The sequence below is a fragment of the Paraburkholderia hiiakae genome, assembly GCF_904848665.1.
Classification (GTDB): domain Bacteria; phylum Pseudomonadota; class Gammaproteobacteria; order Burkholderiales; family Burkholderiaceae; genus Paraburkholderia; species Paraburkholderia hiiakae.
Genome location: NZ_CAJHCQ010000033.1, coordinates 15,699 through 28,882 on the forward strand (window position 1 = coordinate 15,699; position 13,184 = coordinate 28,882).

General features: G+C 66.2%; 11 protein-coding genes. 5 read left to right on the top strand and 6 right to left on the bottom strand.

Translation table 11 applies throughout. The features are described 5' to 3' along the window. Positions 1–184 precede the first annotated feature (184 nt). Positions 185–2,809: an alanine--tRNA ligase gene (gene alaS / locus JMY28_RS36515; RefSeq protein WP_201700744.1), complete on the top strand. Its 2,625-nt coding sequence runs from the start codon at positions 185–187 to the stop codon at positions 2,807–2,809. A gap of 82 nt (positions 2,810–2,891) precedes the next feature. On the opposite strand, the gene JMY28_RS36520 is transcribed toward alaS, so the two are convergent. Continuing rightward, complete coding sequence (locus tag JMY28_RS36520; RefSeq protein WP_201700745.1) at positions 2,892–3,827, bottom strand: LysR substrate-binding domain-containing protein; 936 nt, start codon at positions 3,825–3,827, stop codon at positions 2,892–2,894. Positions 3,828–3,924: 97 nt separating this feature from the next. Between JMY28_RS36520 and JMY28_RS36525 the strand changes: the two genes are divergently transcribed. The 3 genes from JMY28_RS36525 to JMY28_RS36535 all read left to right on the top strand — a co-directional run bounded on the left by JMY28_RS36525 (position 3,925) and on the right by JMY28_RS36535 (position 6,362). Beyond that, on the top strand, positions 3,925–5,154 hold the full coding sequence (locus tag JMY28_RS36525) for a YbfB/YjiJ family MFS transporter (RefSeq protein WP_236597207.1): 1,230 nt from the start codon (positions 3,925–3,927) through the stop codon (positions 5,152–5,154). 181 nt (positions 5,155–5,335) lie between these two features. Continuing rightward, entirely contained in the window at positions 5,336–5,866 is a 531-nt protein-coding gene (locus JMY28_RS36530) for an NUDIX domain-containing protein (RefSeq protein ID WP_201700746.1), read from the top strand. 52 nt (positions 5,867–5,918) lie between these two features. After that, positions 5,919–6,362 (top strand): acyl-CoA thioesterase, encoded by a 444-nt coding sequence (locus JMY28_RS36535; protein WP_201700747.1) that lies wholly within the window; start codon positions 5,919–5,921, stop codon positions 6,360–6,362. Between the two features lie 27 nt (positions 6,363–6,389). On the opposite strand, the gene JMY28_RS36540 is transcribed toward JMY28_RS36535, so the two are convergent. The 3 genes from JMY28_RS36540 to JMY28_RS36550 all read right to left on the bottom strand — a co-directional run bounded on the left by JMY28_RS36540 (position 6,390) and on the right by JMY28_RS36550 (position 9,261). After that, positions 6,390–7,301 (bottom strand): ATP adenylyltransferase family protein, encoded by a 912-nt coding sequence (locus JMY28_RS36540; protein ID WP_201700748.1) that lies wholly within the window; start codon positions 7,299–7,301, stop codon positions 6,390–6,392. A gap of 6 nt (positions 7,302–7,307) precedes the next feature. Further along, complete coding sequence (locus JMY28_RS36545; protein ID WP_201700749.1) at positions 7,308–7,793, bottom strand: adenosine-specific kinase; 486 nt, start codon at positions 7,791–7,793, stop codon at positions 7,308–7,310. Positions 7,794–7,998: 205 nt separating this feature from the next. Continuing rightward, positions 7,999–9,261, bottom strand: coding sequence for an MFS transporter (locus JMY28_RS36550; protein ID WP_201700750.1), 1,263 nt, complete (start codon positions 9,259–9,261; stop codon positions 7,999–8,001). Positions 9,262–9,688: 427 nt separating this feature from the next. On the opposite strand from JMY28_RS36550, the gene JMY28_RS36555 reads away from it, so the two are divergent. Next, the gene (locus JMY28_RS36555) at positions 9,689–11,371 is read left to right on the top strand and encodes a methyl-accepting chemotaxis protein (RefSeq protein WP_201700751.1); all 1,683 of its coding nucleotides are present in this window, start codon (positions 9,689–9,691) and stop codon (positions 11,369–11,371) included. A 73-nt stretch (positions 11,372–11,444) separates the two neighbouring features. Here JMY28_RS36555 and iolB read toward each other — a convergent pair whose 3' ends face one another. Continuing rightward, entirely contained in the window at positions 11,445–12,248 is an 804-nt protein-coding gene (iolB, locus tag JMY28_RS36560; protein ID WP_201700752.1) for a 5-deoxy-glucuronate isomerase, read from the bottom strand. Next, complete coding sequence (gene iolE, locus JMY28_RS36565; RefSeq protein WP_201700753.1) at positions 12,245–13,159, bottom strand: myo-inosose-2 dehydratase; 915 nt, start codon at positions 13,157–13,159, stop codon at positions 12,245–12,247. The genes iolB and iolE overlap by 4 nt, the downstream gene beginning before the upstream one ends. Positions 13,160–13,184 lie beyond the last annotated feature (25 nt).

Consider the following 13,184-nt stretch of genomic DNA (forward strand, 5'->3'; position numbering starts at 1 on the left):
GTCGACCCGTCGCGTCGCAGCACGCCTTGTCGCGCGCATGCAAACCACGCCGGACGCGCCGCCGCGAGCGCGCGACGATCCCGTATAATCGTTCGATTCAGCACCGGGGTTTTTGCCGCAGGCCGGGCCCCCGATCACGACAAGATTCAGCACAGGACGCTCCGAGAAGGACCCAACGCACGCCATGAAAGCCGCCGACATCCGCGAGAAATTCCTCAAGTTCTTCGAATCGAAGGGCCACACGATCGTGCGCTCGTCGAGCCTCGTGCCGGGCAACGACCCTACGTTGCTCTTCACCAACTCGGGCATGGTGCAGTTCAAGGACGTGTTCCTCGGCACCGAGAAGCGCCCGTACACGCGCGCCACGACCGCGCAGCGCAGCGTGCGGGCCGGCGGCAAGCACAACGACCTCGAGAACGTCGGCTACACGGCGCGTCACCACACGTTCTTCGAGATGCTCGGCAACTTCTCGTTCGGCGACTACTTCAAGCGCGACGCGATTCACTACTGCTGGGAACTGCTGACCAAGGTCTACGCGCTGCCGGCGGAGAAGCTGACCGTTACCGTCTACAAGGAAGACGACGAAGCCTTCGATATCTGGGCGAAGGAAATCGGCGTGCCGGTCGAGCGCATCATCCGCATCGGCGACAACAAGGGCGCGCGCTACGCCTCGGATAACTTCTGGCAGATGGCCGATACCGGCCCGTGCGGTCCGTGCTCGGAAGTGTTCTACGACCACGGCCCGGAAATCTGGGGCGGCCCCCCGGGGTCTGCCGAAGAAGACGGCGACCGCTTCATCGAGATCTGGAATCTCGTGTTCATGCAGTTCAACCGCGACGCCCAGGGCAACATGACGCCGCTGCCCAAGCAGTGCGTCGATACGGGCATGGGTCTCGAGCGCCTTGCGGCCGTGCTCCAGCACGTGCATAGCAACTACGAGATCGACCTGTTCCAGAATCTCATCAAGGCGGCTTCGCGCGAAACGAACACGCCCGATCTCACGAACAATTCGCTGAAGGTCATCGCTGACCACATCCGCGCGTGCTCGTTCCTGATCGTCGACGGCGTGATTCCCGGCAACGAAGGCCGCGGCTACGTGCTGCGCCGTATCGTGCGCCGCGCGATCCGCCACGGCTACAAGCTCGGCAAGAAGGGCGCGTTTTTCAACAGGCTGGTGGCGGATCTCGTCGCCGAAATGGGCGCCGCCTATCCGGAACTCGCCGAAGCGCAGCAACGCGTGACCGACGTTCTGCGCCAGGAAGAAGAACGCTTCTTCGAGACCATCGAGCACGGCATGTCGATCCTCGAAGGCGAACTCGCGGACCTCGAAGCCAAGGGCGGCAAGACGCTCGACGGCGAACTCGCGTTCAAGCTGCACGACACGTATGGCTTCCCGCTGGACCTCACGGCCGACGTTTGCCGCGAGCGCAACGTGACGGTCGACGAGCCCGCGTTCGACGATGCGATGGCGCGTCAGCGCGAGCAGGCGCGCGCGGCGGGCAAGTTCAAGATGACGCAGGGCCTCGAATACTCGGGCGCGAAGACGACGTTCCACGGCTACGAAGAGATCGTGTTCGACGATGCGAAGGTCGTCGCGCTCTACGTGGACGGTTCTTCGGTCAACGAAGTGAAGACGGGTCAGGACGCCGTGGTCGTGCTCGACCATACGCCGTTCTACGCGGAATCGGGCGGCCAGGTGGGCGACCAGGGCGTGATCTCGAACGCGAGCATCCGCTTCGCCGTCGCCGACACGCTCAAGGTTCAGGCCGACGTAAGCGGCCACCACGGCACGCTCGAGCAAGGCCTGCTCAAGGTTGGCGACGTCGTGAAGGCGGAAATCGACGCCATCCGCCGCGCCCGCACCGCGCGCAACCACTCGGCCACGCACTTGATGCACAAGGCGCTTCGCGAAGTGCTCGGTTCGCATGTGCAGCAGAAGGGCTCGCTCGTCGACGCGGATAAAACCCGCTTCGACTTCGCGCACAACGCGCCGATGACGGACGACGAAATTCGCCGCGTCGAGCAGATCGTCAACGCGGAAGTGCTCGCGAACGCGCCCGGCATCGTGCGCGTGATGTCGTACGACGATGCCGTGAAGGGCGGTGCGATGGCGCTCTTCGGCGAGAAGTACGGCGACGAAGTGCGCGTGCTCGACCTCGGCTTCTCGCGCGAGCTGTGCGGCGGCACGCACGTGCATCGCAGCGGCGACATCGGCCTCTTCAAGATCGTGATGGAAGGCGGCGTGGCCGCGGGCATCCGCCGCGTGGAAGCGATCACGGGCGACAACGCCGTGCGCTTCGTGCAGGACCTCGACGCCAACATCAACGCGGCAGCGGCGGCGCTGAAGGCGCAGCCCTCGGAGCTCACGCAGCGCATCGCGCAGGTGCAGGACCAGGTCAAGTCGCTGGAAAAGGAACTGGGCGCGCTCAAGTCGAAGCTCGCTTCGAGCCAGGGCGACGAGCTCGTGGGCCAGGCGATCGAAGTGAACGGCGTGCACGTGCTCGCCGCGACGCTCGATGGCGCCGATTCGAAGACGCTGCGCGAGACCGTGGACAAGCTCAAGGACAAGCTCAAGAGCGCGGCCATCGTGCTGGCGGCTGTGGACGGCGGCAAGGTTAGCCTGATCGCAGGTGTAACCGCCGAGGCGAGCAAGAAGGTCAAGGCCGGCGAACTCGTGAACTTCGTCGCCCAGCAGGTGGGCGGCAAGGGCGGCGGCCGTCCCGACATGGCGCAGGCTGGCGGCACCGAGCCGGCCAACCTGCCGGCCGCGCTTGCCGGCGTGAAGGGCTGGGTCGAAGCGAAGCTGTAAGTCGGCGCGTCGCGGCTTGATTGCCGCTTTGCGACGAAAAAGGGCTGTCCGTGAGGGCAGCCCTTTTTGCTTCTCGCGCCGCCTATATGGCGTGAAGGCTTGTGGCTGCAGCTTCACCCGCTAGTGGCAACGCCGCGCTGCCTGTGCGTTGCGCATGCTCCAGCAGCGCTTCCTTCAATGCGCCGAGGGCGGGCGAAAAGTGGCCCCGCCGCCAGGCGAGCAGCGTGTCGATCTGACCGAGCTTGCCAAGGGAATGCATCGTGACCTCGTCGGCACTGCGTTGCAGTTCGAGCACCGAGCGCGGCGCGACAGCCACACCCGCGCCCGCTGCCACGCACGCGACGATCGCGTGATACGAGCCCAGCTCCAGTACGCGTGACGGCCGGATGCCGTGTTCGAGATACCAGCGCTCGACATAGGCGCGATACGCGCAACCGCGCTCGAACGCGACGAGCGTGGAGAGCGCGATGTCGCCGGGCTGGCGGATTGGCCGGTGCCCGCGCGGCGTGAGCATCACGAGTTCCTCGCGATAGACCGGCACGAGGTCGAACACGTCGGGGTCCGGCAAGCCGGCGAGCGGCGTGGCGATCAGCGCGGCATCGATTTCGTATTCGCGCAGACGTTCGATCAGCGTGCCAGTCGTGCCCGTTTCCAGTTCGAGCGTGACCTCGGGCCATGCCTGGTGATAGTGCGCGAGGAGGCCTGGCAGACGGCTTGCCGCAGCGCTCTCCATGGTGCCGAGCCTCAGGCGTCCCGCCGGGCGCCCGGCCTTCAGCGCATGGCGCGCTTCGTCGGCGAGCGCGAGCAGACGCTCGGCGTAGGGCAGCAGGGTTTCGCCAGCGGGCGTGAGAATGAGGCGGCGACCCTCGCGCGTGAAGAGCGGCGTGCCGAGCTGATCTTCGAGCTGCTTGATGCGCGTGGTCACATTCGACTGCACGCGGTTGAGCTTGGCGGCGGCCCGCGTCACGCCGTTTTCCCGCACGACTGCCCGGAAAATCGCCAGTTCGGCAAGGTCCATGGTTCTCTCCTCGGAATGCATCGAATCATGATAATTCATTTTTCGTGAACGATAGAATCGCCTACGATGGTAGGCAGTCGCTTAACCCACTGAACTCATGAACGATTACGTCCCCGGCGCCATCCACGTTTCCGAGCCACGCCCGCATGCCGGACGCCGCGCGGCGTTGGCCTGCATGGTGACCCTCGCCGTCGCGCTGGGTGTCGGGCGCTTCGCCTTTACGCCGCTCTTGCCGCTGATGCTGCACGGCGGCGCACTCGACCTGCGCCATGGCGGCTGGCTCGCATCGCTGAACTACGCGGGCTACTTCGTTGGCGCGATCAGTTGCGTCGCGCTGCGCATGGCGCCAGCGAGGATCGTGCGCGCGGGCCTCGTGGCCACGGTGCTCCTCACACTCGCGATGGGCCTCACCGAGCAATTCTGGATCTGGGCGGTGGTGCGCTTCCTGGCGGGCGCGGTGAGCGCATGGACTTTCGTATTCGCCTCGCAATGGGGCCTGCGGCGGCTCGCGCAACTGGGCGCGAACGCGTGGGGCGGCGTGATCTACACCGGTCCCGGCGTCGGCATCATCGCGACCGGGCTGTTCGTGAGCGCGGCAGGCGGTCTCGGCGCGCGGACGGGGTGGATAGGCTTCGGGCTGATCAGCGCGCTGCTCGCCGTGGTCGTCTGGCCCACGTTTGGCGAAGACATGCGTGCGCTGGCGCCGCGCGCCGCCGCGAGCGCTGCGAGCACCAAGTCAACCATGGCGCACGAGGCGCGCGAAGGCGGTCGCGCCGATGCCTTCTGGCTCGTGCTGCTCTACGGCGTGCCCGGCTTCGGCTACATCATCACGGCGACGTTCCTGCCCGTGATCGCGCGCCACGCGCTGCCCGGGTCGGCATGGCCCGACCTGTTCTGGCCGATGTTCGGCGCGGCGCTGATCGCGGGCGCGCTGCTGGCGGCGCGCTTCCCGCTGCACTGGGACAACCGCTTGATGCTGGCGGGCGCTTATGTGCTGCAGGCCGTGGGTATCGCGCTCGGTATCGTCTGGCCCAACGCCGCGGGCTTCTCGTTCGGCAGCGTGTTGATCGGCCTGCCGTTCACGGCGATCACGCTCTTCGCGATGCGCGAGGCGCGCCTGCTGCGTGGCGAGCATGCGGCCGCGCTGATGGGCTATGCGACGGCGGCCTACGGCATCGGGCAGATCGCGGGGCCGCTCGTGGCCGCGCCGCTCGCGGCGTCGACGGGCTCATTCTCGCCTTCACTATGGCTCGCGGCGGGCGCGCTCGTGGCCGGCGCGATCGGGCTCCTATGGCGGGTCTGGCATACGCGCGAGGCGGCGCGCTAGTGTGAGCCGTCAAGTCGTGCGCCGGGTGAAAACACATGGGGACGGGGCGTCGCCCCGCTTTTGCTCAGCCGCACGCGCGAGCCGATAGCGCACTAAAATGGACGCTTTCGCGCGAGCCGCGAGCGTGCCCGCCGGGCCGCGCGGCTGGTTCTCAGCGCCATCGACCCGCACCTTTTCCCCCATGAGCGACTACCAGTTTTGCCCGCGCTGCGCCACGCCCCTGACCGAGCGCTCCGATCCCGATCACGAAGGTGGCCGTGTGCGTCTCGCCTGCCCGGACCATGCCTGCGGCTACGTCCACTGGAACAACCCGCTGCCCGTCGTGGCGGCGATCGTCGAGTACGAGGGCCGCATTCTGCTCGCGCGCAACGCCGCCTGGCCCGAAGGCATGTTTGCGCTCATCACCGGCTTTCTCGAAAATGGCGAGACGCCCGAAGAGGGCATTGCGCGCGAGGTGCGTGAAGAGACCGCCCTGCGCGCCGAGAGCGTCGAACTGGTTGGCGTGTACGAGTTCATCCGCAAGAACGAGCTGATCATCGCGTATCACGTCAAGGCGTCGGGCACGATTGCGCTCTCGCCGGAGCTGCTCGAATACCGCCTCGTCGAGCCCGCGAAGCTGCGGCCGTGGCGCGCGGGCACGGGCCAGGCGCTCGGCGAATGGATGCGTCGGCGCGGCCTGCCGTTCGAGTTTGTCGAGCGTCCGGGCCAGTGATGGCCGCGAGACGATCGACGCTTTCCCGCTACGCCTTCCCAGGATCACGCCGATGAACCGACCCGTCACCGTTGCCCGCTCCGGGTATCGCCATTTCCTGCCGATCGGCACGCGCTGGATGGACAACGATGTCTACGGCCACGTGAACAACGTCGTCTACTACAGCTACTTCGACACGGTGGTGAACGAGTATCTGATTCGCGCGGGCGCGCTCGACATCGAGCAGGGCACGACGATCGGGCTCGTGGTCGAAACGCAGTGCAACTACTTCGCGCCGCTCACGTTTCCGGAGCGCGTGGAGGCGGGGCTGCGCGTCGCGCGTCTCGGCTCGTCGAGCGTGCGCTACGAAGTCGGGCTCTTTCGCGAGGGCGAGGACGCGCCCGCGGCACAGGGCCATTTCGTGCACGTCTACGTCGATCGCGTGACGCGCCGGCCCGTGAGCGCGTTGCCCGATGCGCTGCGCTCGGCGCTCGAGCCGCTCGTTATCGCGCGCTAAACGCGCTTCATCGAGCCTGAGCGTGCCTTAGCGCGCCACGCTTACGCGTTCGAGCGCTGCCATCGGGCCGAGTTGCGCGAGCGTCTGCCACTGCGCCGCGTTGCGCACGAAGAACGAGCCGGCAAAGCCGAGCGAGTTCACCGAGATACCCTCGACGCATTCCGTCGTGCGCGGCACGACCAGCATCCACCTGCGCGTGACGAGCAGGTTGTACGGCGCGCCCTGATGCGCAGCGCCACCCACGTCGACAGCGGGCACGCCCGCGGCGTCCAGCAGCGCGCGATAGCAGTCGAGTGCGACCAGCGCGGCGGCGTCCGGCGTGCCCTTGTCGGGGCCGAGATCGAGGCGCGCGAATGCATGGACAAACGCGAGCCCTGGCACGATCGCGATGGGACGCGCGCCGTGAACCGCCTGCGCGCTGCCGAGCAGAGCTTCGAGGGGCGCCATGTGAGGCCCGTCGTCTGCGAGCGGCAGCGGCACCATCTGCAAATGTTTGTGCGGCTGGCTCGCGCCAGCCGCCGCGCCACCGTTGTAGAACGCGAGACCGTCGATCTCGCGCAGCGCCTCTATGAGCGCGGTGAAGTCCGCCGCGTCGAGCAGCGCTTCTTGCGGCTCGTAATGACGCGTCACGATCAGCAGGTGCTGGTCGATCACATTGAACTTGTTGAGCAGCGCGACGTGCGTGGGCGACAGGTCGCCGACGAAGAGATCGGGCTCGTAAGGCAAGAACGGATCGCGCGGAGGCTGCGAACTGGACGCAGCTGAAGTCTGCGGCGTGAGCCGTGCCACCTCCTTGCGCGCAAGATTCTCGGCTACGCGCACGTAGAAGCGCATGCCGCCATCGTCGATGAAGGTATGCGCGGTCTCGATGGGATGGAGCGCGCCACACGCGAGCGCGTACGCCGTCTGCCGCTCGATTGCCGCGCGCAGCGTTGTCATGGGCGCTCAGGCCTTGTAGCCGATCGCGCGCAACAGGTCCTTGCGCCAGCGCACGTCGTCCTCGGCCTCGACGCCGAGCGGCGGCATGCCGTCCACCACGCCGACGATGCCTCGCCCTTGATCCGTTTCCGCGATCAGCACCTGCGTGGGGTTCGCGGTGGCGCAGAAGATGCGGCAGACCTCGGGCACAGCCTTGATCGCGTTGAGCACGTTGATGGGGAAAAAGCCGTCGCCGAGAAAGACGATGAAGCAGTGACCGGCGGCGATGCGCAGCGCGTTTTGCGTAGCCATCTCGATGAGCGCGTCCTGCGTGCCCGAGCGCCGCACGAGCCGCTTGCCCGACGCCTCGCAGAACGCGAGGCCGAACTGGATGCCCGGCACCGTGCCGTAGAGGGCCTCGTGCAGATCCTCGACGGATTTGATGAAGTGGGTCTGGCCAAGGATGAAGTTGGTGGCTTCGGGCTTTTCGATCTCTACCGTGGACAGTTGCATGGCGAACCTCGCGCGCGGGCGTCTCGAAAGCGCCGCGTTTCGCAAGACCTGGCCGGGATGGCTGGCTGGCGGGCGGCGGCGGCCAACAACAAGCCTAGTACGAAGTCGCGGCGGGGCAAAGCGTGCGCAGGCGCATAAAGTAAAACGGCCGGAGCCCCGAGGGGCATCCGGCCGTTCTGCTGAGCCGTGTGGCGTGCTGCCGCGCTCAGGCTGTCTTCTTCGCGCGCTTGCCTTCCACGTCGGGCAGCAGCACGGTGAGGATGCCGATGAGCGGCAGGAACGAGCAGACCTTGTAGACGAAACCGATGCTGGTGGCATCCGCCAACTGGCCGAGCACCGCCGCGCCGATACCGCCGAGGCCGAACGCAAAGCCGAAGAAAAGACCCGCGACCATGCCCACCTTGCCCGGAATCAGCTCCTGGGCATAAACGAGGATGGCCGAGAACGCCGAAGCCAGCACCACGCCGATGATGACCGTGAGCACGCCGGTCCAGAACAGGTTGGCGTAGGGCAGCAGCAGCGTGAAGGGCGCCACGCCGAGAATCGAGCCCCAGATCACGTACTTGCGGCCGATACGGTCGCCCACCGGACCGCCGATGATCGTGCCTGCGGCAACGGCGGCGAGGAACACGAACAGATGGATCTGCGCGGCTTGCACGGAGAGGTGGAAACGGTCGATCAGATAGAACGTGAAGTAGCTGTTGATGCTCGCGAGGTAGAAATACTTCGAGAACACGAGCAGCACGAGAACGCTGATGGCGCCCGCCACGCGTCCTCGCGACAGCACGACGTGCGGCACCTCGGCGCGCTTTTTCTTCATCGCGGGATGGGACTTGTACCAGCGGCCGATCTGCGTGAGCACGACCATGCCGACGAGCGCCGCCGCCGAGAACCACGCGATGCTGCGCTGGCCATGCGGAATGACGATCAAGGCGGCGAGCAGCGGCCCGAGCGACGAGCCCGCGTTGCCGCCCACCTGGAAGAGCGACTGCGCGAGACCGTGCTGGCCGCCCGAGGCCATGCGGGCCACGCGCGACGATTCCGGATGGAACACCGACGAGCCGCAGCCCACCAGCGCCGCTGCCACGAGCAGCACGCCGAAGGTCGGCGCGACCGACATCAGCAGGAGGCCGCACAACGTGAAGCCCATACCGACGGGCAGCGAATACGGCAGGGGCCGCTTGTCGGTATAGACGCCCACTAGCGGCTGCAGCATCGATGCCGTGATCTGGTAGGTGAGGGTGATGAGGCCGATCTGCGTGAACGACAGCGAGAAGTTGTCCTTGAGCATCGGGTAGATGGCGAGGATCAGCGACTGGATCATGTCGTTGAGCAGGTGCGAGAAGCTGATCGCACCGAGCACCGAATAGACGGTGCGTTGCACCGCGCCCGTGGCGGGGGCGGGGGCGGCCGCGGACGAACCCGCGGCGGCGCCCGGCAGGGCGCGCTTGTCGAGACTGGTTTCCATATGTTCGGTAGCAGCAGAGAGTATTCAGCGGGCACCGCTCCAGGCGGGCAGCGGCGACGGCATGAAAGGACATGTATAAGAGTTATGAGCGCAGTGTAATGTGTCTTGCTCGAACTGTACGGACAAGATTTGTCGAGAATCGGACACGAATCGAACACGGATGATGCGCGGTTGCCTGCGGCCCAATGCCGCAAGGGACTGGAGCCGATACTCGAAATTGATCCGGGATTTTTGGCGTTTCATTTTGGCCATGTATAAACCGCCGATGTGCGCGCCCACGAGGTGCGCAATACGGGGCCGGAATACGAGCCGCAGCGCGCGCGACGGGGGTTAAAGATTGCGCGACGGCGTGCCGTAGACCGGAGTTGAGGCGTAACGCAAATCACGAACGATGGCGCCAAGCCGAACAACAATGCTGGGGACCAAAATGAAAGCAGTATCGCAAGGCGGCAGGCACGCGGGCTTCGTGCCGCAGGATCCGGCGGGCAGCGCGGCGAACGCGCAGTTGCACAACGGTGGACGCACTGGCGCTGCAACGCGCAGTTCGCGGCTTTCCGTGAAGGCCACGCTGCGCCTCGCCTTCGCACTCGTGCTGATCGGCACACTCGCCATCGGCGCCATTTCGCTCGCGCAAATCAGCCGCCTCAACGGCTCGACGCAATCGATCTACGAACAGGGCTACGTCGCGAGCCGCGCCGCCGAGGAAGCGCGCGGTCACGTGCTGCGCGCGAGCCGCGCCCAGAAGATGCTGCTCACGGCGACCACGGCGCGCGAGCGCGACGAACTGGGCCAGGATATCGACAAGGATCTCGGCGCGCTGGAGCAAGGCATGAGCCAGCTGCAGCAACACGCGCAGGAGCAGGGCGGCGACGCGCTCGCACTGCAAAAGAAGCTCGCGGACGCAACCACGACGTGGAGCGGTCATCTGCGCGACTTCGTGACGCTCGTGAAGCAGCAGCCGCTCGATCTCTCGCAGATGAGCTGGCAGGTGGGCACACAGGACGTGTCGCTGCTCGTGGAGACCGGCAAGCTCGAAACGCTCGTCAACGACCTCGTCGCGCAGCGCGGCACGGCCGCGAAAGCCACCATCGGGCATGCCGAGTTCATCTTCAAGTCGTCGTTCGTGATGATGGCCGTGGCGACCGTAGCCATGTTCGTGCTCGCATTCTTCGTGAGCGAATGGGTCGTGCGCCGCATCGCGCGGCAACTGGGTGGCGAGCCGGCGCACGCGAAGGCCATCGCGTCCCGAATCGCAGCCGGCGATCTCGCACAGCCCGTAACGGTTCACGCACGGGACGCGGCGAGCATGCTGGGCGCGTTGCGCGACATGCAGAACGGCCTCTCGACCACGGTGGCCGAGATCGCCGCAAGCGCCGAGGCGATCGCCTCCGCCTCGGGCGAAATCTCGACCGGCAACCTCGATCTGTCACGCCGCACCGAAGAGCAGGCCATGGCGCTCGAACGCACAGCGAGCAGCATGGAGCAGCTCACGTCCACGGTGCGCCTGAACGCCGAGAACGCGGAGCAGGCCAGCACGCTCGCGGGCAATGCCTCGGCAATCGCGGAGAAGGGCGGCTCGGTGGTGGGCCGCGTGGTCGCGACCATGCACGAGATCAACGACAGCGCGAAGAGCATCGCCGACATCATCGGCGTGATCGAGGGCATTGCGTTCCAGACCAACATCCTCGCGCTCAACGCGGCTGTGGAAGCGGCGCGCGCGGGCGAGGACGGGCGCGGGTTCGCCGTGGTGGCGGGCGAAGTGCGCAGCCTCGCGCAGCGTAGCGCGGCGGCGGCCAAGGAGATCAAGACGCTGATCGACGCATCGGTTGAGCGCGTGTCCAATGGCTCGACGCTGGCGCAGGACGCGGGCTCGACGATGGACGAGGTCGTGAAGGCCGTGAGGCGCGTGAACGACATCATCGGCGAAATTTCGGCGGCTTCGCGCGAGCAGCGCTCGGGCATCGAGGAAATCAGCCGCGCAGTCACGCAGATGGACGCCGGCACGCAGCAGAATGCGGCGCTCGTGGAAGAGGCGACCGCCGCCGCGCAATCGCTCGACGATCAGGCGAAGGTGCTCAAGCGTCTCGTGGGGAAATTCCGGCTGGCTTGAGTCTTTCTCGTTCGTTGCTGGCACAACGAAAAACGCCGCGTGGTGCTACACGCGGCGTTTTTTTATTGGCGTATTACTTCGCGTCGCGCTCGATGATCCACTCGTGCGCGGGGTCGTTATGGAAGTGCCATTCGCGCGTCGGGCCCGCCATCACGTTCAGGTAGTACGAGTCGTAGCCATACGGGACGACTACCGGGTGATAGCCGCGTGGCACCATCACGACATCGTGGTTTTCCACTGCCATCGTTTCGTCCAGATCGCGCGCGTCGGTGTACACGCGCTGGAACGCGAAACCCTGCTGCGGATTGAGCCGGTGATAGTAGGTTTCCTCGAGCGCGCTTTCCTGCGGCAAACGGTCGGCATCGTGCTTGTGCGGCGGGTAGCTCGACGAGTGGCCCGAAGGCGTGCGCACCTCGACCACGAGCAGTGACTCCGCGAGCGCATCTTGCGGCAGGATATCGCACACGTAGCGCGTATTCGCGCCCTTGCCGCGCGTGGAGCGCTTCATCTGCGCGGGCTCGATGAGGCGAACGGGCAGCGTGCCTTTGGCGGGCGCACTCGCTACGCCCACTTCAGCGTTGCGTGTCGCGCGCACGGTCGCTTTTACGCCGGGCGGCACGTAGAGCGCATACGGCGCGGCGTCTTCGAAGACGCTATCGCGCGAGCCGAGGCTCGACCAGCGCTCGCCGCCCGCTTCGATATCGACCGCACCCGCGAGCACGACAATACAGCTCTCGCGATCGGGTTCGGACACGTAGACGATTTCATCCGTCTCGAGCCGATACGCGGCGAAGCCGACATAGCGCCAGCCCGCAGTGTCGGGCGTGACGCGCGCGATCGACTGGCCTTCGCGCGCGGCCTTGACCAGCAGAGTCATGCTGCCTCCTTCGATTGGGTGTCCGTAGCATCGACGAGCGTGCGCAACGTGCGGTAACCCTTTTGCGCATACTCATACGACGGTGCGATCACGGGGTCCTGCTCGGCTTCGACGACGAGCCAGCCGCGATAGCCGTGGCGCTTCAGGCGCGCGATGATCGCAGGGAAATCGACGGCGCCGTCGCCCGGCACGGTGAACGCGCCTGCCAGCACGGCGTCGAGAAAACTCCAGTTGCGGTTGCGCGCAAGCTTCATGACGGCAGGGCGCACGTCCTTGCAGTGCACATGGCACACGCGTGCAATGTGCTTGTCGAGTTCGGCAACCGGGTCGCCGCCCGCAAACGTCATATGGCCCGCGTCGAACAGCAGGCCCACGGCGTCGGTAGTGCGCGCCATGAGCTTGTCCACGTCGGCGGGCGTTTCGACATAGGCGCCCATGTGATGGTGGTAGGCAAGCCGCACGCCGCGCGAGAGCGTATGGCGCGCGAAGGCGTCCACGCGCGCGGCGTATTCGTCCCACTGCTTGTCACTGAAAAAGCGCGGTCGTTGATAGAGCGGGCGCGGCGCGCCCTGGATCGAATCGGCGACCTCGCCATAGACCATCGCCGTCGCGCCGTTCTGCGCGAGCAGGTCCAGATGCTTGTCGACCGCGGCGATTTCTTCCTCGACGCTGCGCCGCGCGAGCATGCCCGAGTACCAGCCGGAGACGAGCGAAAGATCGTATTGCGCGAGGAGTGCCTTGAGCGCCTGCGGTTCGCGCGGGAACTTGTTGCCTAACTCGAAGCCTTCATAGCCGATCTCGCGGCCCTCGGTCAGCGCCTGGGATAGCGGCGTCTCGCCGCCGAGCGAGGGCAGGTCGTCGTTCATCCACGACAGCGGGTTGATACCGATGCGTACTTCAAATGCGCTCATGTGCGCTCCTCGATGTCTGTGTCGT